The sequence below is a fragment of the Zetaproteobacteria bacterium genome, assembly GCA_003696765.1.
Taxonomy (GTDB): domain Bacteria; phylum Pseudomonadota; class Zetaproteobacteria; order Mariprofundales; family J009; genus RFFX01.
Genome location: RFFX01000005.1, coordinates 1 through 23,251, shown reverse-complemented (window position 1 = coordinate 23,251; position 23,251 = coordinate 1). Strand labels below are relative to the sequence as shown.

Annotated in this window: 23 protein-coding genes, 1 tRNA gene and 1 pseudogene; 9 read left to right on the top strand and 16 right to left on the bottom strand. The window is 69.0% G+C overall.

Features of this window, described 5'->3' with window-relative positions:
- Window positions 1-33: 33 nt before the first annotated feature.
- Both D6682_00670 and D6682_00665 read right to left on the bottom strand, forming a co-directional pair.
- Window positions 34-735, bottom strand: a complete 702-nt coding sequence (locus D6682_00670; protein ID RMH52906.1) for a hypothetical protein — start codon at window positions 733-735, stop codon at window positions 34-36.
- A gap of 142 nt (window positions 736-877) precedes the next feature.
- Entirely contained in the window at window positions 878-1,546 is a 669-nt protein-coding gene (locus D6682_00665; protein ID RMH52849.1) for a ribulose-phosphate 3-epimerase, read from the bottom strand.
- A gap of 128 nt (window positions 1,547-1,674) precedes the next feature.
- On the opposite strand from D6682_00665, the gene D6682_00660 reads away from it, so the two are divergent.
- Genes D6682_00660 through D6682_00635 form a run of 6 tightly spaced genes read left to right on the top strand, consistent with a single transcriptional unit; the run spans window position 1,675 to window position 6,617 of the window.
- Window positions 1,675-2,481, top strand: coding sequence for an SDR family oxidoreductase (locus tag D6682_00660; protein RMH52848.1), 807 nt, complete (start codon window positions 1,675-1,677; stop codon window positions 2,479-2,481).
- 31 nt (window positions 2,482-2,512) lie between these two features.
- Window positions 2,513-3,208 carry a hypothetical protein gene (locus tag D6682_00655; protein RMH52847.1) on the top strand — a complete coding sequence of 232 codons (696 nt, stop codon included), beginning with the start codon at window positions 2,513-2,515 and terminating at the stop codon, window positions 3,206-3,208.
- Window positions 3,209-3,222: 14 nt separating this feature from the next.
- Window positions 3,223-3,864 (top strand): hypothetical protein, encoded by a 642-nt coding sequence (locus D6682_00650; protein ID RMH52905.1) that lies wholly within the window; start codon window positions 3,223-3,225, stop codon window positions 3,862-3,864.
- A 47-nt stretch (window positions 3,865-3,911) separates the two neighbouring features.
- Window positions 3,912-4,967 (top strand): dTDP-glucose 4,6-dehydratase, encoded by a 1,056-nt coding sequence (rfbB, locus tag D6682_00645; GenBank protein ID RMH52904.1) that lies wholly within the window; start codon window positions 3,912-3,914, stop codon window positions 4,965-4,967.
- A gap of 4 nt (window positions 4,968-4,971) precedes the next feature.
- Window positions 4,972-6,336, top strand: coding sequence for a methylenetetrahydrofolate--tRNA-(uracil(54)-C(5))-methyltransferase (FADH(2)-oxidizing) TrmFO (locus D6682_00640; protein ID RMH52846.1), 1,365 nt, complete (start codon window positions 4,972-4,974; stop codon window positions 6,334-6,336).
- A gap of 20 nt (window positions 6,337-6,356) precedes the next feature.
- Window positions 6,357-6,617, top strand: a complete 261-nt coding sequence (locus D6682_00635; protein RMH52845.1) for a hypothetical protein — start codon at window positions 6,357-6,359, stop codon at window positions 6,615-6,617.
- Between the two features lie 229 nt (window positions 6,618-6,846).
- Here D6682_00635 and D6682_00630 read toward each other — a convergent pair whose 3' ends face one another.
- The 10 genes from D6682_00630 to D6682_00585 form a co-directional block, all read right to left on the bottom strand.
- On the bottom strand, window positions 6,847-7,362 hold the full coding sequence (locus D6682_00630; GenBank protein ID RMH52903.1) for a bifunctional adenosylcobinamide kinase/adenosylcobinamide-phosphate guanylyltransferase: 516 nt from the start codon (window positions 7,360-7,362) through the stop codon (window positions 6,847-6,849).
- 16 nt (window positions 7,363-7,378) lie between these two features.
- Window positions 7,379-7,822 carry a hypothetical protein gene (locus D6682_00625; GenBank protein RMH52844.1) on the bottom strand — a complete coding sequence of 148 codons (444 nt, stop codon included), beginning with the start codon at window positions 7,820-7,822 and terminating at the stop codon, window positions 7,379-7,381.
- Window positions 7,823-7,848: 26 nt separating this feature from the next.
- Window positions 7,849-8,817, bottom strand: a complete 969-nt coding sequence (locus D6682_00620) for a ribose-phosphate pyrophosphokinase (GenBank protein RMH52902.1) — start codon at window positions 8,815-8,817, stop codon at window positions 7,849-7,851.
- A gap of 78 nt (window positions 8,818-8,895) precedes the next feature.
- Window positions 8,896-8,970: transfer RNA gene (locus D6682_00615), tRNA-Gln, on the bottom strand.
- Complete coding sequence (gene ispE, locus D6682_00610) at window positions 8,961-9,875, bottom strand: 4-(cytidine 5'-diphospho)-2-C-methyl-D-erythritol kinase (protein RMH52843.1); 915 nt, start codon at window positions 9,873-9,875, stop codon at window positions 8,961-8,963. The genes D6682_00615 and ispE overlap by 10 nt, the downstream gene beginning before the upstream one ends.
- Window positions 9,876-9,878: 3 nt before the next feature.
- A complete protein-coding gene (locus D6682_00605; GenBank protein ID RMH52842.1) occupies window positions 9,879-10,904 on the bottom strand; it encodes an MRP family ATP-binding protein in 1,026 nt (341 codons plus the stop codon).
- Window positions 10,879-12,075 (bottom strand): radical SAM family heme chaperone HemW, encoded by a 1,197-nt coding sequence (gene hemW / locus D6682_00600; protein ID RMH52841.1) that lies wholly within the window; start codon window positions 12,073-12,075, stop codon window positions 10,879-10,881. The genes D6682_00605 and hemW overlap by 26 nt, the downstream gene beginning before the upstream one ends.
- A 12-nt stretch (window positions 12,076-12,087) precedes the next feature.
- Window positions 12,088-13,605, bottom strand: a complete 1,518-nt coding sequence (locus D6682_00595; protein RMH52840.1) for an Rne/Rng family ribonuclease — start codon at window positions 13,603-13,605, stop codon at window positions 12,088-12,090.
- 160 nt (window positions 13,606-13,765) lie between these two features.
- Window positions 13,766-14,947, bottom strand: coding sequence for a bifunctional folylpolyglutamate synthase/dihydrofolate synthase (locus D6682_00590; GenBank protein ID RMH52839.1), 1,182 nt, complete (start codon window positions 14,945-14,947; stop codon window positions 13,766-13,768).
- 7 nt (window positions 14,948-14,954) lie between these two features.
- On the bottom strand, window positions 14,955-15,680 hold the full coding sequence (locus D6682_00585) for an adenosylcobinamide-GDP ribazoletransferase (GenBank protein ID RMH52838.1): 726 nt from the start codon (window positions 15,678-15,680) through the stop codon (window positions 14,955-14,957).
- 52 nt (window positions 15,681-15,732) lie between these two features.
- On the opposite strand from D6682_00585, the gene thiC reads away from it, so the two are divergent.
- The 3 genes from thiC (at window position 15,733) to tsaE (ending at window position 18,624) form a co-directional block, all read left to right on the top strand.
- The gene (gene thiC / locus D6682_00580) at window positions 15,733-17,598 is read left to right on the top strand and encodes a phosphomethylpyrimidine synthase ThiC (protein RMH52837.1); all 1,866 of its coding nucleotides are present in this window, start codon (window positions 15,733-15,735) and stop codon (window positions 17,596-17,598) included.
- A gap of 71 nt (window positions 17,599-17,669) precedes the next feature.
- Complete coding sequence (locus tag D6682_00575) at window positions 17,670-18,131, top strand: CBS domain-containing protein (GenBank protein ID RMH52836.1); 462 nt, start codon at window positions 17,670-17,672, stop codon at window positions 18,129-18,131.
- Between the two features lie 28 nt (window positions 18,132-18,159).
- Window positions 18,160-18,624 (top strand): tRNA (adenosine(37)-N6)-threonylcarbamoyltransferase complex ATPase subunit type 1 TsaE, encoded by a 465-nt coding sequence (gene tsaE / locus D6682_00570; protein ID RMH52901.1) that lies wholly within the window; start codon window positions 18,160-18,162, stop codon window positions 18,622-18,624.
- Here the strand turns inward: tsaE and D6682_00565 are convergent, their stop codons facing one another.
- The 4 genes and pseudogenes from D6682_00565 to D6682_00550 form a co-directional block, all read right to left on the bottom strand.
- Window positions 18,625-18,894: a hypothetical protein gene (locus tag D6682_00565; GenBank protein RMH52835.1), complete on the bottom strand. Its 270-nt coding sequence runs from the start codon at window positions 18,892-18,894 to the stop codon at window positions 18,625-18,627. It abuts the gene before it with no gap.
- A gap of 22 nt (window positions 18,895-18,916) precedes the next feature.
- A complete protein-coding gene (locus D6682_00560) occupies window positions 18,917-20,566 on the bottom strand; it encodes an acetolactate synthase large subunit (GenBank protein RMH52834.1) in 1,650 nt (549 codons plus the stop codon).
- 158 nt (window positions 20,567-20,724) lie between these two features.
- The gene (locus D6682_00555) at window positions 20,725-22,170 is read right to left on the bottom strand and encodes an aldehyde dehydrogenase family protein (protein ID RMH52833.1); all 1,446 of its coding nucleotides are present in this window, start codon (window positions 22,168-22,170) and stop codon (window positions 20,725-20,727) included.
- A pseudogene (locus D6682_00550) lies at window positions 22,163-23,251 on the bottom strand (FMN-binding glutamate synthase family protein). Before D6682_00550 ends, D6682_00555 begins: the two are co-directional and overlap by 8 nt.

Here is a 23,251-nt window from a genome sequence, read left to right as displayed (position 1 = left end):
CTTCGCGCATGCCGTTCCGGCCCATCGCCGCCTCTACTTGTGGCACTGCCAGCAGTCGTGCGGCGCGCGCACCAGATGGTCGCGGATCCGCTGGGGCAACCGCTCGGCCAGCTTGTTGATCTGCGCCACCTTCATCTGCTTGGGATGCTCCGGGTCGAGCACCGCCGGCTGCGGGAACTTCACATCCATCACCGGCTTGTCGGTGGCGGCGACCGGGATCATCCAGCGCGAGGCCGGCGCCGGCTTGCCGATGTCGCTTCCTTCCTGGAACTGGCGGTGGCAGCTCAGGCACCAGCCCATGGTCATCGCCCGCACCTTGCGGCCGACGGTGAAGGTCTTCACGTCACCGTGGCACATGCCGCACACCTGCTGGGTGGGCCGTCCGTCCTGGAAGATGAAGCGCTGGATGTGGCGCTTGTGGGTGAAGTGGACGAAGTCGGGCATGTCGTGGACCTTCAGCCACGGGATCGGCTTCTTCTGCTCCCAGTAGGAGAAGAGCTTCTTGATGCGCGGCTTGTTGCGCACGCTCGGCAGATGGCTGTGGCAGCCGATGCACTTGGCCACCGGCGGGATGCCGGCGACCGCGCTGCGGCGCGCGTAGGTGTGGCAGTACATGCAGTTGATCTTGAACTTGCCGGCATGGCGGTCGTGGGGGAACTCGATCGGTTGTTTGGCGTCGCTGACGTCGTCGGCCAGGGCGGGCGGCGGTGCGGCCCAGGCCAGCAGCGAGACGATGAGGAGGGCGGGGAGGGTTGCGGCGAAGATCTGCGCGGCGGAGTTCGGCCGGTTGGGGGCGGTGTCGTGCTCGGGGTTCATGCGAATCCTCTCTGCGTCCGGAAATCTGGTCGGGTGTCTTGCAGCCTGTGCGGACCTGCCTTCAGGCCGCGTCGCGGGCTCGTGCGCGCAGCTCGGCGATGGCTGCGGCGTAGTCGGGCTTGTTGTAGACCGCCGAGCCTGCCACCACCGCGGTGCAGCCGGCGGCGGCGACCTCGGCGACGGTTTCGCTGTTGACGCCGCCGTCGACCTCCAGCCACGCATGGCTGCCGGCCTCATCGAGCATGGCCCGCGCCTGGCGGATCTTGTCGGTGACGGCGTGGATGTACTTCTGGCCGCCATAACCGGGGTTGACGCTCATCAGCAGCACCAGGTCGACGCAGTGCAGCACATGGGCGATGGTTGCGACCGGGGTCGCCGGGTTGAGGCTCACCCCCGCCTTCTTGCCCAGCCCGCGGATGTACTGCAGCGTCCGCTCCAGGTGGATGCACGCCTCCTGGTGGACGGTGATGATGTCGGCTCCGGCGGCGGCGAAGGCGTCGATCTGCCGGTCGGGCTCGACGATCATCAGATGGACGTCCAGCACCTTCTTCGTATGCGGTCGGATCGCCCGGACGACGTTGTCGCCGATGGTGATCGGCGGGACGAAGCGGCCGTCCATCACGTCGACGTGGACCCAGTCGCACCCTCCTTCGTCGATGGCGCGCACCTCGGCTCCGAGGTCGGCGAAGTCGGCGGAGAGGATCGACGGGGCGATGACGAGCTCGTTCATGGGGGCGAATGTCTAGTGCCGGACCAGAACAATGTCCAGCCGATTTCATCGTGGCTTCATCTTGGCCGCTGCTACGATTCCCCCATCGCCGGGGCGGGATCGGGGGCTCCCCGGAGGAGGTGGAACGGATGGAGATTCGGGATAAACGATTGATTCTCACCGGGGCGGCCGGCGGGATCGGGCGCAGGCTCGCCGAGGCGCTGGCCGCCCGTGGCGGCCGCATGGTGCTCATCGACCGCGAACGGGCGGCGCTGGAGGAGGTGGCCGGTGCGACGGGCGGCCATGCGGTGGCAGGCGACCTCTCCACGGTGGAGGGGTGTACTGCCGCGGCCGAGGCGGCGCTGGACCATCTGGGCGAGGTCGATCTGCTGATCAACCTGGCCGGGCTGAACAGCTTCCGCAATTTCGATGCGGAGGAGCCGGCGGCGCTGGAGCGGCTGATCCACGTCAACCTGCTGGCGCCGATGCTGCTCACCCGCGCGGTGTTGCCCGGGATGATCGCCCGCGGCAGCGGCCGGATCGTCAACGTCGGCTCCATCTTTGGATCGATTGGATTCGCCTGGTTCACCGCCTACTCGGCCAGCAAGTTCGGCCTGCGCGGCTTCTCCGAGGCGCTGCGCCGGGAGCTGGCGGATACCGGCGTCCGGGTCAGCTATGTGGCGCCGCGCGCGGTCAGGACGCCGATGAACGACGATGCGGTGATGCGCATGGGTGCGGCCACCGGCATGAACATGGACGATCCGGACGTGGTGGCGGCGCGGATCATCGAAGCGATCGACGACGATCACAAGGATACCTACATCGGATTCCCCGAGTCGCTTTTCGTACGCGTCAACGTTATGCTTCCGCGCCTCGTCGACCGGGCGCTCGCCGAGCAGAACCGCATCGCCCGCAAGTTCGCGCTGCGGCAGTACGAGGAGGATTCGGAGGGGTGACGGCGTTGCCTCGACGCTGTGGCGGGAGGTGATGCAGGCATCCGCGGCCAAGGAGGGCCGCGCAAAACTGGAGGTTGCAGAGGCAACCGACGGTTTTTGTAAAGGCAATCGAAGAGCGCGCTCTTCGATTGCCGTCGAGCAAAACGTCCATGGATGGACGTGTTGTGATTCGATCAAAGAGATGAAGAAGATCATCCACGCGCTCGCCATCGCCATCGCCGTCGCGCTCGGCGCTACGGCCCCCGCCTTCGCCCAGGCCCCGTACGTGGGGCTCGGTCTCGGCGCCTTCGAGATGGATACCGGCCAGAACAAGAAGTCGGGCCTCGGCGGGTTCCTCAAGCTGGGGTACGACTTCACCGACTTCAACCGCTTCCTCGGCGCCGAGTTCCGGGTGGGCACCTCCGCCCGCGCCTCGCAGGCCAGGGTGGACTACTTCCTCTCCGGCTTTCTCAAGCTCAACCTCGAGTTCACCCGCGAGTTCCGCGGCTACGGCCTGATCGGCGGGACCAACCTCAAGACCAGCTACCAGACCACGGCGAAGCAATACAGCAAGACCGGCGGGGCCTTCTCCTTCGGGTTTGGCGGTGAATACCGCATCGACCGTGACTTCTCGCTCGCCGGGGAGTGGGTGCGCTACGCCACCAAGGCCAACGCCGCCACCTTGACCACCAACTTCGCCGGTCTCGACGTCAACGGCTTCACGCTCGACATCCATTACCACTTCTGACGGGGGTGACCATCATGGTGCGTTCTCTCCTCTCTCTGCTGGCGGCCTGCCTGTTGCTGGGTACGGCGGCCCATGCGACCGATGACGGTGGCCTGCAGGCCAGGATCTCGCAGCTGCAGCGGCAGTGGGCGATCATCAACTACCAGAAGCCCAAGAGCGAGCGCAAGCGGGAGTTCGCCCGGCTGGCCGAGGAGGCGCATGCGGTGGTGGCCGCCTATCCGAACCGGGCCGAGCCGCTGATCTGGGAGGGGATCATCCGCGCCAGCCTCGCCGGCGCCACCGGCGGACTGAGTGCGCTCGGCATCATGAAGGATGCCAAAGCGCTGCTCGAGCGGGCGATCGCGATCGACGGCACGGCGCTCCACGGGGCGGCCTACACCTCCCTGGGCAGTTTCTACTACATGGTGCCCGGCTGGCCGCTCGGCTACGGGGACGACGACAAGGCGCTCGAATATCTGAAGAAGGGGCTGGAGATCGCCCCCGACGACATGGACGCCAACTACTTCATGGGTGACTACTGGCTCGACCAGGGCGACAAGCGCAAGGCGGAGCGCTACTTCCGCAAGGTGCTCTCCCTGCCCGACGTGAAGGATCGTCCGGTCTACTCCAAGGGGCGCAAACAGGAGGCGGCGACCAAGCTGGCGGGCATGCGTTGACCGCGGCCGGCGGGGAAGGGGCGGACTCCTCCCCGGCGCTCGCCATCCTGGTCACCGGCGGGGCCGGCTTCATCGGTTCCGCCCTCATCCGCCACCTGATCGGCCACACCGGCCACCGGGTGCTCAACGTCGACAAGCTGACCTATGCCGGCAACCTGGAGTCGCTGGCCGAGGTGGAGGGGCATCCCCGTTATCGCTTCGTGCGGGCCGACGTCTGTGACGGTGCGCGCATGGCCGCGCTGTTGCGGGAGTTCGCCCCCGACGTGGTGATGCACCTGGCCGCCGAGTCGCATGTGGACCGCTCCATCGACGGTCCGGCGGCCTTCATCGAGACCAACATCGTCGGCACCTATACCCTGTTGGAGGCGGTGCGCGCCTACTGGGAGGGGCTGTCGGAGGGGCGGAGGGAGCGCTTCCGCTTCCACCACATCTCCACCGACGAGGTGTTCGGCGATCTTGCGCCGGGCGATCCCCCCTTCACGGAGCAGACCCCCTACGATCCGAGCTCGCCCTACTCGGCCAGCAAGGCGGCCTCCGACCATCTGGTCCGCGCCTGGCACCGCACCTACGGGCTGCCGGTGGTGGTGACCAACTGCTCCAACAACTACGGCCCCTACCAGTTTCCCGAGAAGCTGATCCCCCTGACCATCATCCATGCGCTGGAGGGGCGGGAGTTGCCGGTCTACGGCGACGGGGGGCAGGTGCGCGACTGGCTCTTCGTCGAGGACCACGCCCGGGCGCTGCTGCGGGTGGTCCTGGCCGGTCGGGTGGGAGAGACCTACAACATCGGCGGCAACAGCGAACGGCGCAACATCGAGGTGGTGCGGGCGATCTGCGACCTGCTCGACGCGCTGCGCCCCCCCAAGGGGCGCCCCTTCTCCAGCCACCACGAGTTGATCACCTTTGTCGCCGACCGCCCCGGGCACGACCGGCGCTACGCCATCGATGCGGGCAAGATCGCCCGCGAGCTGGGCTGGCGTCCGCAAGAGCGTTTTGCCAGCGGCCTGCGCAAGACCGTCTGCTGGTATCTCGAGCACCGCGACTGGTGCCGCCGGGTGCAGGAGGGCGGTTCCTACGGGGGAGAGCGGTTGGGGCTGGGCTGAAGGGATGGAGGGCGCGGCGGCCGATTCGGTGACGGTGATCGGTGCCGGCCTGGCCGGCAGCGAGGCGGCGTGGCAGCTGGCCAGCCGCGGGGTGGAGGTGCGGCTGCACGAGATGCGGCCGCAGGTGATGACGCCCGCCCACCGCACCGACCGCTGTGCCGAGCTGGTCTGCTCCAACACCTTCCGCGCCGACACCCTGGAGAGTGCGGTCGGCCTGCTGCACGAGGAGATGCGCCGGCTCGACTCGCTGATCATGCGTTGTGCCGATGCCGCCCGCATCCCCGCCGGCAGCGCCCTGGCGGTCGATCGCGACCGCTTCTCCGCCCTGGTCACCGAAGCGATCGATGCGGAGCCGCGGATCCGGCGGATCCCCGGCGAGGTGCGGGAGATCCCTGATGCGGGGCTGGTGTTGATCGCCAGCGGGCCGCTCACCTCCGACGCCCTGGCCCGGGCGATCGTCGCCCGCACCGGAGCGGAGAATCTGGCCTTCTTCGAGGCCATCGCACCGGTGGTCGATGCCGAGACCGTCGACATGGAGATCGCCTACTGGAAGAACCGCTACGACAAGGGAACCGCCGACGGGGAGGGGGGGGACTACCTCAACTGCCCGATGCGCCGGCCGGAGTACGAGGCGTTCGTCGATGCGCTCCTGGCCGCCGACTGCGTGGCACCGAAGGCGTTCGAGCGCATCCCCTTCTTCGAGGGGTGCATGCCGATCGAGGTGATGGCCGCACGCGGCCGGGAGACGCTCCGCTTCGGTCCGATGAAGCCGGTGGGGCTGGAGCATCCGGTCACCGGCGAGCGGTTCCACGCCGTGGTGCAGCTGCGGCGCGACAACCGCATGGGGACGTTGCTCAACATGGTCGGCTTCCAGACCAAGATGACCTACGGCGCCCAGCGCAGCGTGCTGCGCATGATCCCGGGGCTGGAGCGGGCGGAGTTCTTCCGGCTGGGCAGCTTGCACCGCAATACCTTCATCAACGCACCCAGGCTGCTCGACGGGCTGTTGCGGCTCAAGCGGGAGCCGCGCATCCTCTTCGCCGGCCAGATCACCGGTGTCGAGGGCTATGTCGAGTCGGCCGCCTGCGGGTTGCTGGCCGGCCGCTTCCTCGCGGCGATGGCGCGCGGCCGTACGCCGCAGCCGCCGCCGCCCGCCTCGGCCCACGGCGCGCTGCTGGCCCACGTCACCGGCAGCCGCAGTGGGGATTTCCAGCCGATGAACATCAACTTCGGTCTGCTCCCTCCGGGGGAGCGGTATGGGGTGGACGATGCGGGGCGGCGGCGCAGGCTGAGTCGGGCCGAGCGGCGGCGACGGGTGGTGGAGGGTGCGCTGGCGGCGCTGGACGGCTGGCGGAAGGGGATATGGTGACGGGTGGATCGGAGGCGGCGTTGCGTGCGGCGCTGAGCGACGCGGCGGGCGCCCGTGCCCTCTGCGGCCGCAGGGTCCGCTACCGCGGCCGCAGCTACATCGTGGCCGATCTGCTGTGGGAGGAGGGGTGGATGATCCTGCAGGCCACCGATCGGGATCGGGTGCAGAACGACAGCTTCGGCCGTCCCAGCCGGGTGGTGCCCGACGAGGTGCGGCTGCGGCTGCGCAATCGGGAGGGGGAGCCGTTCCCCCTGTGGGAGGAGCTGCAACCGCTCGACTGATCCGGATGCCGACCGCCAGCCATGACGGCTTCGCAAGAAGCCGGCATCCGCGGCGCTGGCGTGCCGCGCAAATCGAGAGCTTGCGTAAGCAAGCGATCGATTTAGTGAGGGGATCGAAGACCGCGCTTCGATTCCCGTCAAGCAAAACGTCCACGGACGGACTTTTTGCGCTCCAATCCTTTTTGCGCTCCGATCAGGCATGGGCGATGCGGCCGATGCCCTGCCGGCGCTACACCAGCCGCAGCGGCAGGCCGGCGACGATCAGTTCCACCCGGTCGCAGAGCGCCGCCACCTCCTGGTTGAGCTCCCCCTGCGCATCGCGGAAGGCGCGTCCGGCGGGGTGGTCCGGCACGATGCCCGCCCCCACCTCGCTGGAGACCAGGATGATCGGCTCCTCCCGTGCAGCGACGGCGCGGCAGAGCGCCGCGCGCCGGGAGGGGATGGAGGCCGGGTCGTGCAGCAGCAGGTTGCCCAGCCAGAGGGTGAGGCAGTCGACCAGCAGCAGCCGCCCCTCTTCGGCGCCGGCGACCGCCTCGGGCAGCGCCAGCGGCGCCTCGACGGTTTGCCACGCGGCGGGGCGGCGGCTTCGGTGGGACTGGATGCGCCGGGCCATCTCGGGGTCCCGCGGGTCGGCGGCGGCGGTGGCGACGTAGCAGACGGGCAGCGGCTGTTCCGCGGCCAGCCGCTCCGCCCTGCGCGACTTGCCGCTGCGCGCGCCGCCGAGGATCAGGGTGCGCCGGGGCAGCGTGGGCGCGCCCGGTTCAGCCGGAGGGGTCGTCGTCCAGCACCGCCTGCCACAGCCAGAGCAGCCCGCAGAGGGCGGCGGCGATCGCGAACGCCGGCGCCGGTGTGCCGATGTCGCTGCCAAGGTGGAAGGCGGTCGGGACGAAGATCAGAAGCGCGACGGCGATCAGCGCAAGGCGGGTCCAGAAGCGGCCCTGCCCGAGGATGACCGACGCGGCCCCGGGAACGCTCATCAGGGCGTAGAGGGTGAGGGCGATCCAGTGGTTCTCCGCATCGACCGAGGTGAGGCGGTCGAGGATCGATCGACCGGTGCCGAGGTGGTTCTCGATCGCCGCTCCGGCGACCAGCACCAGCGCGCAGCTGACCAGCCAGAGCAGCCAGCCGAGCCAGCGTCGCCGGCGGACCCAGCGGTTGGCCCACAACCCGTTGCCCAGCAGGTAGATCGCGGCGGCGAACCCCATACCCCACAAGGCGGGCACGCCGATGGTCACGCCTCTCCCCCCTCTTCCGGGCGGGCCTCCTCCTCGTCGTAGAGGCTGCTGATCGAGCGCTGGTCGTAGATTCGGTCGATCGCCTCGGAGAGCAGCGGCGCGATGGAGATCTGCCGCACCTTGCCGCAGTCGGCCACCGCCGGCGGCTGGAGGATCGAGTCGGTGATGACCAGCTCGTGCAGCGCCGATGCGGCCAGCCGCTCCGCCGCCGGCCCGGAGAGGACGCCGTGGGTGGCGTAGGCGGAGACTTTGGCCGCGCCGGCCTCCATCAACGCCTCCGCCGCGCTGCACAGCGTGCCGGCGGTATCGACGATGTCGTCCACCAGGATGCAGTGTTTGCCGGCGACGTCGCCGATGATGTTCATCACCTTGGCGACGTTGGGCGCCGGCCGGCGCTTGTCCACGATGGCCATCTCTACGTGGAGCCGCTTGGCCAGTTCGCGCGCGCGCACCACGCCGCCGACGTCGGGCGAGACGATCAGGATGTCGTCGTCGCCGCGCCGCTGCTGGATGTCGCGCACGAAGACCGGCGCGGCGTAGATGTTGTCCACCGGGATGTCGAAGAATCCCTGGATCTGTCCCGCATGGAGGTCGACGGTGAGCACGCGGGTGGCGCCGGCGCGGGTGATCATGTCGGCGACCAGCTTGGCCGAGATCGGCGAGCGCCCGACGCTCTTGCGGTCCTGCCGGGCGTAGCCGAAGTAGGGGATGACCGCGCAGATGTAGCGCGCCGAGGCCCGCTTGGCTGCGTCGATGAAGATGAGCAGCTCCATCAGGGTGTCGTTGGCCGGGGTCGAGGTGCTCTGGATGAAGAAGACATCCAGGCCGCGGATCGTCTCCTGCACCTGGAGGAAGATCTCGCCGTCGGAGAAGCGGCGGATGTAGACCTCCCCCTGCCGGATCCGGCTGTGGCGGCAGATCTCCGCCGCCAGGGGCGGATTGGAGGTGCCGGAGAAGAGGCGCATGCGGCGGTTGCTGTTCATGACGGAAGGGCGCTCCTTGCCCGGATGGAGGCGTTCACCCCCACCCCCATCCGGCGATTCTGGCTGGGGCGGCAGGATTCGAACCTGCGCGTCACGGGACCAAAACCCGTTGCCTTACCGCTTGGCTACGCCCCATCGCACCCTTGCTCCAGCATCGCCGCCGCCTGTGCGACGGCATCGTCGTCCACCGGGTGGTGCCGGCGCAACGAACCGACGTGGCACCACCGGGCCAGGCCGCGTCGCACGAGTTCCCCGGCGCAGGCGGCAGCCGCCTCGCGGTGGTCGAACAGCGCCGCACAGCAACTGCCCGACCCGCTCATCCAGGCCGTCCGCGCCCGTGCGCGCATGGCATCGAGGAGGTTGGCGAGGGGGGGGAGCAGCATCGTCGCGGCGTCGAACAGGTCGTTGGATCCGAGGGCGGGTGGCGAAGGTGCCCGCATGGTATCCCCCCCCCCGTCGGTGGTCAACGAGCCCTCGATGGCGTCGTGTTCGGCGAACACCTCCGCCGTGGAGAGCCCCGCTCCGGGGTGGGCGAGCAGGAGCGCGCCGTCGGGCAGCGGTGCCCGCCAGGGGGAGAGCCGTTCGCCGATGCTCCCCCCGGTACGGCAGGCGGCGCCGAAGAGGAAGCAGGGGATATCGGCGCCGAAGGGGGCGGCGAAGTCGATCATGGCCCGGCGGTCGAGCCGGATGCCCCAGGCCTGGTTGGCGACCAGCAGGGCGGTGGCGGCGTCCGACGATCCGCCGCCGAGGCCGGCCTGTTGCGGGATCCGCTTCTCGATGGCGATGCGCAGCCCCTCCCGGACGGCGTGCCGTCGGCGAAAGGCGTCGAGCAGGCGGTGGACCAGGTTGGCGGCACCGGCCAGCTCCGGCCGGTCGCAGGTGAGCACGATCCGCTCCCGGTGGGGGGCGAAGGTGAGGCTGTCGCACAGGTCGGTGAAGGCGAAGCTGGTGTCGAGCAGGTGGTAGCCGTCCGCACGCCTGCCGGTGATACGCAGATGGAGGTTGATCTTGGCCGGGGCCGGCAGCGTCGGTGCGGCCACCGGCTATCCGGCGGTGACCGGGATGTCGAGCCTGATCTGTCGGGGGAGCGCCCGGATCCGTTCGATCAGCGCCTCGGCGATGGCGCGGTAGGCGGCGGCGGAACGGCTGTCGGGCTCGGCGATGGCGAGCGGCGTGCCGCGATCGGCCAGTCGGCGGATGGCCGGATCGAGCGGAATCCCTCCGAGCAGCGGCAGTTCGAATCGTTCGGCCAGCGATGCGGCGCCGTCGCGGTCGAAGAGGTCGCTGTGCTGTCCGCAGTGGGGGCAGACGAACTCGCGCATGTTCTCCACCACGCCGAGGCAGGGGATGGCCACCTTGCGGAACATGTGGATCGCCTTGCGGCAGTCGATCAGCGCCACCTCCTGCGGGGTGGTGATGGCGATCGCACCGGAGAGGGGCGCCTGCTGCGCCAGGGTGAGGTGGATGTCGCCGGTGCCCGGCGGCAGGTCGATCAACAGCAGATCGAGCTCTTCGTCGGGGCCGGTCCAGCGCACGTCGCGCAGCAGTTGCATCACCGCGCCCGAGGCCATCGGTCCGCGCCAGATCGCCGCCTGCTCGGGGTCGGTCAAGTAGCCGATGGAGATGGTCCGCACGCCGTAGTTCTCCAGCGGGAAGAGGGTGCGCCGCTCCACCCTCGGCCGGCGGTCGGCAAGCCCCATCATCAGCGGGATGGAGGGGCCGTAGATGTCGGCGTCGAGCAGGCCGACGCGGTAGCCCTGCGCGGCCAGGACGACGGCCAGGTTGACGATGGTGGTCGACTTGCCCACCCCTCCCTTGCCGGAGGCGATGGCGACCAGGTTGCGCACCCCGTCGATCGCCTCCTTGCCGGCGGGGATGTGGGTAGGAAGAGGATCGCTCATGGCCTGGTTGCGACACATCCCTCCATGGAGGTGTCGCCCGACGGGCAGCGAGGCGGACGACCTTCGATGCCCTTGCATGCGCAGGCGGCGGCCCGGTGCGGCCGTCCGTGGCTGTGGTGTCGTGATGAAACCATGGGCAAGGCTAGCGTGGCTTGCAGGGTGGGGCATCCGCCCTCCCTTCGTCGGCGGCCGTGGCGAGCAGCTCGGCGGCGACGGCGTCGGCCAGCAGCAGTCCCTCCTCGCTCAAGCGCATCGATGTCGCCTCCTCGACGAGCAGCCCGCGTTGCAGCCACCCCGCCAGCGCCCCGCCGAAGAGCGCGTGGGGGGAGGCGCCGAAGCGGCGGTGAAAGGCGGGCAGGTCGATCCCGTCGCTCCGCCGGAACCCGAGCCAGAGCGCCTCGGCCGCCGCCTGCCGGCGGCTGCGTCTCTCTGCCTCCTGCTCGGGCCGCCTGCCCGACTCCACCGCCGCCATGTAGCGTTCGGGGTGACGGATGTTGCCGTAGCGCCGCACCCCTCCGCAGGGCAGGTCGTACTTGCCCCACGCGCCGGCGCCGGCGCCCAGGTAGTCGACGTAGCGCCAGTAGCCGTCGTTGTGGCGGCAGCGGTCGCCGCCGCGGGCGTAGTTGGAGATTTCGTATGGCTGCCAGCCGGCATCGCGCAGCAGCCGACGGCTCTCCTGCAGCATTGATGCCGCCTGTTCCTCATCGGGCAGCGGGTAGGGACGGGCGGCGTGGCGGGCGGCCAGCACCGTCCCCTCCTCGACGGCGAGCTGGTAGCAGGAGAGGTGGCTGACCGGCCAGCGTGCCACCTCGGAGAGCTCCTCCAGCCAGGCGTCGAGGCTCTGTTCGGGCAGGCCGTAGATCAGATCGACCCCGATCCGCCGCCATCCGCCGGCGCGGACGGCCTCCACGGCCTCCCGCGCCTCTTCCGCGTCGTGGATCCGCTCCAGCCAGCGCAGTTGGCGTGGATCCAGGCTCTGCACGCCGATGGAGATGCGGTTGACCCCCGCCTGCCGCCAGCCGTCGAGCCGCGCTTCGTCCAGGGCGCCCGGATTGACCTCGATGGAGATCTCGGCATCGGCGGTGAGCGCGCCCTCGCTGCGCAGCAGCGCGATGACCGCGGCGATCAGCTCCGGTGGTGCCAGCGAGGGGGTGCCGCCGCCGAAGTAGAGGGTCTCCGCCACACGGCCGCGCCACGGCTGCCGCCGCAGCCGCTGGCGAAGTTCGGTGCAGAGCGCGGCTTGGTAGCGTGCCCACGGCAGGATGCGGCGCACATGGGAGTTGAAGTCGCAGTAGGGGCACTTGTGGCGGCAGAAGGGGATGTGGATGTAGATCTGCACGGGGTATGCGCGTCAGAGCAGGGCGACCTCGTACTCCTCCATGGGGAGCGCCTCGTCCCCCTTGAGCGCGATCTCCTTGCCGAGAAACCCTTCCAGCCGGCGCACGTGCTCGCTCTCCTCGCCCAGCAGCAGATCGATGATCTCCGGATGGGCGATGACCAGCAGCCGCTCCGCCGGATAGGCACGCGCCTCGGCGACGATGTCGCGGAAGAGCTGATAGCAGATGGTGCGCGCGCTCTTGCGCTTGCCGATGCCGCCGCAGTGGGGGCAATCCTCCAGCAGGATCCGCTCCAGCGAGTCGCGCGTGCGCTTGCGGGTCATCTCCACCAGCCCGAGCGAGGAGTATTGCACCACCTTGCTCTTGGCCTTGTCCCGACGCAGCGCCTCCTTGAGCACCTCGATCAGACGGTTGCGGTTCTCCTCGTCCTGCATGTCGATGAAATCGATCACCACGATGCCGCCCAGGTTGCGGAAACGGAGCTGGTGGACCAGCTCATGCACCGCCTCGAGGTTGGTCTTGAAGCCGGTCTCCTCCAGGTTGCGTGACTGGATGAACGAGCCGGAGTTGACGTCGATTACGGTCAGCGCCTCGGTCTGCTCGATCACGATGTAGCCGCCCGACTTGAGCGGCACCCGCCGCTTGAGCGCCGCCTCCAGCGTCTCCTCGACGCCGTAGAGATCGAACAGCGGCCGGTCGCCGGGGTAGTAGAAGATCCGTTCGAGCACCTCGGGCATGAAACGGGCGGCGAACTGCTTCATCTTGTCGTAGGCCTCGCGCGAGTCGATGTGGATCTTGCGCACCTCGTCGTCCACGAAGTCGCGCATCACCCGCAGGTAGAGGTTGAGGTCGCTGTGCAGCAGGGTGCCGGGGGGGGCGGAGCGCATGTTGTGTACGATGTCATCCCACAGTCGCTGCAGGAAGGCGAGATCGCGCAGCAGATCCTCCTCGCTGTGGCCGTCGGCCACGGTGCGCACGATCAGCCCGCCGTCGTCGGGCTTGATCTTCTCGGCCAGTTCGAGCAGGCGGCGGCGCTCGCCGGGATCCTCCAGCCGGTGGGCGATGCCGACATGGTCGAACTGCGGCAGATAGACCAGGTAGCGGCCGGCCAGCGAGATCAGCGAGGTCAGGCGCGGCCCCTTGGAGGCGATCGGCTCCTTGCTCACCTGCACCAGCAGCTGCTGGCGCTCCTCCAGCAGTTCGGAGATGTCGGGGTGGCGCCGCCGCCGGGGTGCCTCTTCCGGCTCCTCCTCGCCGTCGGCGGAGGTGGCCGCCGCCTCCACCAGCCGGTCGCGCTGCTCCTTGCCGTGGGCGACGTCGGCGACGTAGAGGAAGCCGGCCTTGCTCAGCCCGATGTCGACGAAGGCCGCCTGGATGCCGGGGATCACCCGCTGCACCCGCCCCTTGTAGATGTTGCCCCTCAGCCCCCGCTCGCACTCGCGTTCGATGTAGAGCTCCTCGGCCCGCCCGTCCTCGATGCGCGCCACCCGGGTCTCGAAGGGGGTGACGTTGATCAGCAGTTCGGCGGTCATGTGTGATGGAATCGCAAAAAGTCCCTCCGTGGACTTTTTGCTCGACGGGGATCGAGGAGCGCGGTTTTCGATCGCCTTACAAATCCGTCGGTTGCGTCTGCAAGCTCTGGATTTGCGCGGCCGTCCGTGGCCGCGGTGATGGTTTCTTGCGAAACCATCATCATTGGCCTTTCCGGGACTGTGCGGTGAGCCAGCGGCGGGCGGCGGCCACCGAGGTGAAGGAGCCGAGCAGCAGCAGGCGGCGCGCGCCATCGGCCAAGGCCGCCTTCAGCGCCTGCTCCGGTGTGGCGATCCGCCGGTCCCACACCGCTGCGTCAGCACCGATCAGGGTGGCGCAGCGGCGGCGCAGCAGCGTGGCCTGATCGGCCAGCGAGCGGTCGGCGCGGGTGTAGATCAGCGCGGCGTCGACCGGCTCGGGCAGGGCGTCGATCAGCGCGGCGACGGCGTGGGGGTTGTGGGCCACATCGAGCCATAGGGTGGCGCCGCGCAGCGTGCGGCGCTCCAACCGGCCGGGCAGCCGCACCGAGCAGATTGTCTGCCGCATCCGCTCCCGATCCCCCGCGATCCACCCTTCCCGGTGCAGCAGGTCGAGCGCGGCCATGGCCAGCGATGCGTTCTGCTGCTGGTGGGCGCCCTCCATCGCCGGGGTGAGGGTGGGGTCGGCATCGACGAAGCGGATCCGTGGGTGGCGCGCGCGCAGCAGGTCGGCTGCCTCCGGCGGTTGTTCGGCCGAGCAGAACCAGCGGCATCCGTCGCCCGCCGCCGCCTTCTCTTCTGCGATCTCCCGCAGCGTGTCGCCGAGCCACGCCTGATGGTCGAGTGCCACCGGGGTTAGCAGCGCCATCTCCGCCTCCACCGCGGTGGTGGCGTCGAGCCGGGCGCCGACGCCGGCCTCGAGCACCTCGGCATCGACCCGCGCCTGGCTGAAGAGGGAGAGCGCGGCGGCGGTGGCGGTCTCGAAGTAGCTGGCGCCGACCCGCCGGGCGGTGGGGATCAGCCGGGCCAGCGTTTGCAGCAGGGCGTCGTCGTCGACCTCGGTGTCGTCGATGCGGATCCGTTCGTGGAAGCGGTGGAGGTGGGGCGAGGTGTAGATGCCGACGCGCAGGCCGCAGGCGCGCAGGCCGGCCGCGACCATCGCCGCGGTCGAACCCTTGCCGTTGGTGCCGGCGACACGGATGCGCAGCCGCGGCCGGCGCGGGGCCACCGCATCGAGCAGTGCCGCCATGCGCGCATGGCCGGGGCGATAGTCGCGGTCGGCGGCGGGGGCGCCGAGCGTTTCGAGCAGCCGCTCCGGCGTCGTGTCGCGCGGCGCCAGCGGGGCGGTCGGCCGGGCGGCCGGCACCGACCGCTCAGGAGGCGACGGTGGAGTGCAGGACGACGGCGAGGACGAGCAGCCCCACCTCGCACCACTCGACGCCGGCGTGGATTGCCGCGCCGCGCATGCCGCCCAGCCGGTTCTGCAGGAACCAGTACCAGCCGGCGATGACCAGCGGCGCCAGCCACATCAGCGGGGAGAGGGCGCCGCCGAGCAGCCACAGGGCCAGCGCCCAGAAGCCGGTGCTGCTCCCCTCCTGCTGCGCATGGTCGTGGAGTGTCTGCGCCACGGGGTCGTCCGCCGCCGGGGGGATCGAGGCGAGGCACCAGGCGGCACCCAACCGCGACCAGGCGGGGATCAACACCAGCGCCCACCACCGGGCCGCGCTGATCAGGAGCATCAGCAATACCAGCTTGGCGGCCACCAGCAGCGCACTCTGCAGGGCACCGCCCCCGCGGCCCGCGCAGCCGTCGGCCATCGTCGCCGCGCCGACCGCGTGGGCGCCGCCGTTGGCACCATACCAGGCGAGCAGGGCGAGCACCGCCCCCAGCCAAGGGTCGACCATGCCACCGATCCTGCCCAGCACCATCACCAGCAGCCCGGTGGTCAGGCCGATCACCGGGAACCAGTCGCGGCCGACTGCCAGGTCGTACGCCTCGCCGCCGGCGGGATCCTTCGAGAGTAGCGAAAACGCGCTGCAACATCCTGTGGACATGGCTCTTCTCCCTCTGATTTTCAGGATTTTCTCATGCTCTTCCATCGACAGGGGGGGCGTGGCACCCTAGCATCCTTCGCGCCGCACAACCGAACCGATGGAGGAGTCCATGCCCAAAGTTTCCGGCAGCCGCGCCCAGAATGCAACCGCCGCCCGCTTCCCCGCTTCGCGTCGGGTCTACATCACCGGGTCACGCCCCGACATCCGGGTGCCGATGCGGGAGATCTCCCTCTCGCCCAGTCGGGTGGGGGGGCGGGAGGTCCCCAACCCCCCGCTTCTGGTCTACGACACCTCGGGGCCCTACGGGGATGCGGAGCAGTCGGTCGACCTGGAGCAGGGGTTGGCGTCGATCCGCGCACCGTGGATCGCGGAGCGTGCCGACACCGAGCTGCAGCCCGCCCCCTCCTCCAGCTTCGTCCGTGCCCGGCGGGAGGATCCCGCGCTGGCGCACCTCCGCTTCGCCCATATGCGTCGGCCGCGGCGGGCGCGGCCGGGGGGCAACGTCACCCAGATGCACTACGCCCGCGCCGGGATCGTCACGCCGGAGATGGAGTTCGTCGCCATCCGCGAGAACCAGCGGCGCGAGCGGATCCGTTCGCTGAGTGATCAGCATGCCGGCGAGCCGTTCGGCGCGACCATCCCCCGGGTGATCACGCCGGAGTTCGTCCGCGACGAGGTGGCGCGCGGCCGGGCGATCATCCCGGCGAACATCAACCACCCCGAGCTGGAACCGATGATCATCGGGCGCAACTTCCTGATCAAGATCAATGGCAACATCGGCAACTCCGCGCTCGGCTCCTCGATCGAGGAGGAGGTGGAGAAGATGGTCTGGGCGATCCGGTGGGGGGCGGACACCATCATGGACCTCTCCACCGGCAAGTACATCCACGAGACCCGCGAGTGGATCATCCGCAACAGTCCGGTGCCGATCGGCACGGTGCCGATCTATCAGGCGCTGGAGAAGGTCGATGGGGTTGCCGAAGAGCTGAGCTGGGAGCTGGTGCGCGACACCCTGATCGAGCAGGCGGAGCAGGGGGTGGACTACTTCACCCTGCATGCCGGGGTGCTGCTGCGCTACATCCCGCTGACCGCAAAGCGGCTGGCCGGCATCGTCTCCCGCGGCGGATCGATCATGGCCAAGTGGTGCCTGGCGCATCATCGGGAGAACTTTCTCTACACCCATTTCGACGAGATCTGCGAGATCGCCAAGGCCTACGACGTCGCCTTCTCGCTCGGTGACGGTCTGCGCCCGGGCGCCATCGCCGACGCCAACGACGAGGCGCAGTTCGCCGAGCTGCATACGCTGGGCGAGTTGACCCGCAAGGCGTGGGCGCACGATGTGCAGGTGATGATCGAGGGGCCGGGCCATGTGCCGATGCAGTTGATCAAGGAGAACATGGAGGAGCAGCTCAAGCACTGTTTCGAGGCGCCGTTTTACACCCTGGGGCCGCTGACCACCGACATCGCCCCGGGCTACGACCACATCACCAGCGCCATCGGCGCCGCCCAGATCGGCTGGTACGGCTGCGCCATGCTCTGCTATGTCACGCCCAAGGAGCATTTGGGCCTGCCCGATCGCGAGGATGTCAAACAGGGGGTGATCGCCTACAAGATCGCCGCCCACGCCGCCGATCTGGCCAAGGGGCATCCCGGCGCTCAGGCGCGCGACGACGCGCTCTCCCGCGCGCGGTTCGAGTTCCGCTGGGAGGATCAGTTCAACCTCAGTCTCGATCCGGAGACCGCGCGCGCCTACCACGACGCCACCCTACCCAAGGAGAGCGCCAAGCATGCCCACTTCTGCTCGATGTGCGGGCCGAAGTTCTGCTCGATGAAGATCACGCAGGATGTGCGCGACTACGCGGCGACGCAGGGGCTCGATCTGGAGCAGGCGCTGGAGCGTGGCCTGCAGGAGAAGGCGGAGGAGTTCGTCGACCAGGGCGGCGAGATCTACCGGCAGGCGTGACGGCTTCGTGAGAAGCCGTCATTCGCGGTCAGGACGGCCGCGCGAGAAGTTTCGACCAGGGGAGAGGCACGATGAACACCGCAGCGGAGATCATGAACCGGCAGCCGCCCTGCTGCAGGGCGGATACCCCGATCAGCACGCTGGCCGTTCGTTTCAGCGAGGAGGGGATCACCGGTGTGCTGGTGGTCGACGAGGAGCAGCGGCTGCTCGGTGTGGTGACCGAGAGCGACCTGGTCGACCGGCAGGCCAGCCTCCATATTCCCACCGCGCTGGCCATCTTTGACATGGTGATTCCGCTGGGCGCGCAGCGCTTCGAGCGAGAGATCGCCCGGCTCAGGGCGATGACCGCCGGCGATCTGATCGAGCATCCGCCCCGGACCATCGCGCCGGAGGCCACGCTCGACGAGATCGCCGCGCTGATGGAGGATGCCGACATCCACCACCTGCCGGTGGTCGATGGCGACAACTTCGTCGTCGGCATGGTGACCAAGCGGGAGCTGATCCGCGCACTGGCCGCCCGCGCCGCCGGCTGATGCGACCGTGACCGCAGCGGCCTCCACGCTGCTGGAGGACGAGGCGGCGACGCTCCGTGCCGCCCGGGAGTTGGCCGCGCGGTTGCAGCCTGGGGATGTGGTGGCGCTCAGCGGCCCGCTCGGTGTCGGCAAGAGCTGTTTCGCCCGGGCGATGCTGCGTGCGCTCGGCGTGCGCGATGCGGCCCTGCCCAGCCCGACCTACGCCATCATCCAGCCCTATCGCGGTGCCCATGGGCCGGTGGCCCACATGGACTGGTACCGCATCGACGACGAAGCGGAGCTGCGTCTGACCGGCGTGGCGGAGTATCTGGTCGCGCCGTGGATCACCCTTGTCGAGTGGCCGGAGCGGGGGATGGGGCTGCTGCCTGCGGCCTATTGGCGGGTGGAGCTCGCCATTCCCGCCGATGCGCCCGGGTCACGGCGGATGGTGTTGGCGCCGCCTGCCTGGCAGGGCTCTCCCAAGTCTCCGACGGGCTCTCCCGAGTCCGGCTGATCACCTCCTCCGGGGAGGGCGCAAGTCGTCAGGCGCGTCAGCTGTTTCCTCCTCGCAGGAACGACAGGCGCTGATGCTCGACAGCGTGGAGACCGCGTAGGGAACGATCATGGTCAGCAGGCTCTTCAGCCAGTCTGCCTGCGTCATGGCGCCGGAGAAGAGCCCGTCACCGTGGTTGATCACCACCAGCAGCGGGCCGACCACCAGCGAGAAGCGCAGCGCGGTGCGCACCACCTCCGGCCGGCGGGCGATCGCCATGCCCTGTCTCATCCCCCTCCCTCGTTCGTCCGGATCAGATCGGGCAGGCGATACTGCCCAGCCGCGCACTCAGCTTCATGTTTTCGCGATAGTCGATCGGCACCACCAGCAGGCTCGGTCCCTCCTCGGTGAAGGCCGTCTCCAACGCCGCGCGCAGGCCGTCGCCATCCTTCACCCGGTGGCCGTGCCAGCCGAAGGCGGCGGCCAGCCCCAGCCAGTCGGGGTTGCCAAAGCCGAGTTCGGTGTGGTGGCCGAAGTGGCTCTGTTGCTTCCAGGCGATCAGCCCGTAGCCATGATCCTCCCACACCATCGCCACCAGGTTGACACCCAGCCGCCGGGCGGTCTCCATCTCCTGCACATTCATCAGGAAACCGCCGTCGCCGCAGATGGCCAGGATGCGCCGCTCCGGATGGATCAGCGCGGCGGCGATCGCTCCGGGCAGAGCAAAGCCCATCGAGCAGAAGCCGTTGGGAATCAGACAGGTGTTGGGCTCGTGGCAGTGGTAGTGGCGGGCGATCCACATCTTGTGTGCGCCGACATCGGAGAGCAGGACATCCTCGGGCCCCATCGCCGCGCGGGTGATCGCCAGCACCTTCTGCGGCCGGATCAGGCCGTCCCGATCGGGAGCGTCGTCGGCCAGCTCCTGCTGCATCGCCCGACGCACCGCCCGTTGTTGCGACAGGTTGCGCTCCACCGGACCCAACTGGTCGAGATTGGCGTTGATCACCGCCAGCGTGTAGGGCAGGTCGCCGATGATCTCGATCTCAGGATGGTAGCAGCGATCGATCTCCGCCGGTTGGGTGTCGATGTGGATGATCTGCTTGCTGCCGTCGCGGTTCCACAGCCGCGGGTGGTATTCGACCAGGTCGTAGCCGATGGTGATCACCAGATCGGCGCCGTCGAGCGCGCAGGCGACCACATCCTTCGCCTGCAGGCCGATGGTGTAGAGGCAGTAGTCGGCATCCATGTCCACCACCCCTTTGGCCATGAAGGTGCTGATCACCCCGATGCCGTTGCGCGCACAGAAGCGGCGCAGCTCATCGCGCACGCCCCGGCGCACGCAGCCGTTGCCGACCAGGATCAGCGGCCGCCTGGCGCGGCGGATCATGGCGAAGGCCATCTCGATCTCACCGGGATCGGCCACCGGATGGGGGTAGCGGTGCGGGGCCATCGGTGCGGCATCGACCTCCTGCTGCGCCACATCCTCCGGCAGCTCGATATGGCAGGCGCCCGGCTTTTCGCTCCGCGCCAGCCGAACCGCCTTGCGCACGATCTCCGGGGTCGCCTCCGCATGGCGAATCGAGGTGGCCCATTTGGTCACCGGGCGGAACATGCCGACCACATCCATCACCTGGTGCGACTCCTTGTGCAGCCGGTCACTCGACCCCTGCCCGGTCACCACCAGCATCGGAGAGCGGTCCATGTTGGCGTTGGCCACCCCGGTGATCAGGTTGGTCGCCCCCGGCCCCAGCGTGCCGAGGCAGACCGCCGGATCGCCGGTCAACCGGCCGTGGACATCGGCCATGAAGGCGGCGGCCTGCTCGTGGCGGGTGAGGATGAAGCGGATCGACTCCGACTGCTCCAGCGCCATCATGAAATCGGCGTTCTCCTCGCCGGGTACGCCGAAGACATAGCGGATGCCCTCCATCTCCAGCGCGCGGACCAGCAGCTCGGCGCAGTTCATGACCTAATGGAATCGCAAAAAGCCCGTCCGTGGGCTTTTTGCTCGACGGGAATCGTAGAGCGAGGTCTTCGATTCCCTTACAAATCCTTCGCTTGCATGCGCAAGCTTCGGATTTGCGCGGCCACGGATGGCCGCGATGATGGTTTCGCAAGAAACCATCATGGCCCGATTCCCGGAGAATGGATCACGGTCAGCTTCTCCACCTGCATGTCACGCATGGCAAACGGGATGCCGCCGATGCCCAGCCCGGAGTGGCGCAATCCGCCAAACGGCATCCAGTCGACACGGAAGGCGGTGTGGTCGTTGATCATCACCGTCGATGCGTCCAGCCGGTCGGCGACATGGAGGGCGGTGTCGATGTCGCGGCTGTAGACCGCCGCCTGGAAGGCGACCTCGAGCGCGTTGGCCCGGGCGATTGCGTCATCCAGATCATCGAATGGATACAGGCAGGCCACCGGCCCGAACACCTCCCGGCGGGAGACGGCCGCATCTGGTGGTGGGTCGAACAGCACCGTCGGCGCATAGCACTGACGGCCGATCCGCCGCCCTCCACAAAGCAGCGCCGCCCCGCCGTTGCGCGCCTCGCCGACCCATTGGGCCACCCGATCGACCTCGGCGGGGCGGATCAGCGGCCCGACCTCGGTCGCCTCGTCGAGCGGGTCGCCGACCCGCAGCGCTTCGGCCGCCTCGGCCATCATCGCGCCCAGACGACGGGCGATGGAGGCGTGGACGAAGATGCGCTGCACCGAGACGCAGACCTGGCCAGCGTGGTAGAAGGCCCCCTTGATCAGTCCGGGCAACGCCGCCTCCAGATCGGCATCGGCGGCCACCACCACCGGTGCTACGCCGCCGTGTTCGAGCAGGCAGCGGGTGCCGGGAGCCAGCCGCGAGCGCAAATGCCACCCCACCCTGGCGCTGCCGATGAAAGTGAAGAGGGCAACCCGGGGGTCGGTCACCAACGCTTCCGCCAGCGCAAGCGATTGCGGCACGATCCAGCGGCACCACGCCTCGGGAAGCCCCGCCTCGTGCAGGATGCGGACCAGCCGGATACAGGAGAGCGGCGTATCCTCCGCCGGCTTGACGATCACCGGACAGCCGCTGGCCACCGCCGGGCCGACCTGATGGGCGATCAGGTTGAGCGGATGGTTGAAGGCGCTGACCGCCACCACCACCCCGATCGGCTCGCGGCGCAGCAGCGCGACGCGCCGGCTCGAGGCGGGGTTGATCCCCATCACCGGCGGCGGGCTGCCGTTGCTGCGCATGGCGTCGATGCAGAGGCGGAAGGAGTCGATGCAGCGGGTCATCTCGATGCGCGAATCGATCAGCGGCTTGCCCCCTTCGGCGGCGGCGCCGCGCGCCAGCTCCTCGAACCGCTCGTTCATCAGGGCGATGGCCCGTTCGAGGATGGCGATCCGCTCGGTAACCGACAGCCAACGGTCGCGGTCGCGGAAGCATGCCTCCGCCGTGGCCAGCGCCTGATCGATCCCCGCTGCGTCGCTTCTCTCCACCGTGGCCAGCCGCCGACCGTCGAACGGGGCGGTCACCGCCAGCGGCTCATGCGTTCCGCCCGGCGCCATCGCCGGGAAATGGGGTCTTTCATCCATCGCTTCCCTCCTTGCCGTGCGGATAGCCGACCACGGTCTCCGGATGGAGCCGGTCGAGGCCGATGCCGTTGCCGTCGGCGGTGACCACCCGCACATGCTTTCGCTTCAACTGTCTGGGGTGGCGCACGCCGCAGGAGTGGGCGATCACCCCGACATCGTGCAACAGATTGTCGACATAGTGCGCCACCCGTACCGCCTTCTCCTCAGGGATCAGTCCGCGCTGCAGCCGTCGCTGGTGGGTGGTGATGCCGGTGGGGCAGCTGTTCTTGTTGCACTGCAACGCCTGGATGCAGCCTAGAGCAAACATGAATCCACGGGCGGAGACCACGAAGTCGGCCCCGACCGCCAACGCCCACGCCACCGCCGACGGCACGATCAGCTTGCCCGAGCAGATCACCCGTATCCGGTCACGCAGTCCGTAGCCGACCAGATGGTCGACCAGCATCGGCAGGCTCTCCCTGAGCGGCAGCCCCATGAAGTCCATCAGCGGTTGGGGCGCGGCTCCGGTGCCGCCCTCGGCTCCGTCCAGGGTGATGAAGTCGGGCGCCGATGCCTTGCCGCGGCGGTTGATCTCCTCGCACAGCGAATCGAGCACATTGCATCCTCCGATCACCAGCTTGCAGCCGACCGGCTTGCCGGTGACCGAGCGGATGTGCGCCACCATATCGAGCAGATCGGCGGCGCTGGCGATCTCCGGGTGGCGGTTGGGACTGACCGAATCCTCCCCCGGCGGAATGCCGCGGATGGCAGCGATCTCCTCGGTCACTTTGGCCGCCGGCAGGATCCCTCCCTTGCCCGGCGTGGCCCCCTGACTGAGCTTGATCTCGAACATGCGCACCTGCTCGATCTCCGCCAGCGCACGCAACCGTGCATCGGAAAGGCGTCCATGTTCGTCGCGCACCCCGTACTTGGCGGTGCCGATCTGCACCACCAGGTCGCATCCTCCCTCCAGATGATAGGGTGAAAGCCCCCTTCTCCGGTGTTCAGCCAGCAGCCGGTACGGGCCGCCCCCAGCGAGAGTGCCTGCACCGCCACCCTGGAGAGGGCGCCGTAGCTCATCGCCGAGATGTTGAACAGGCTG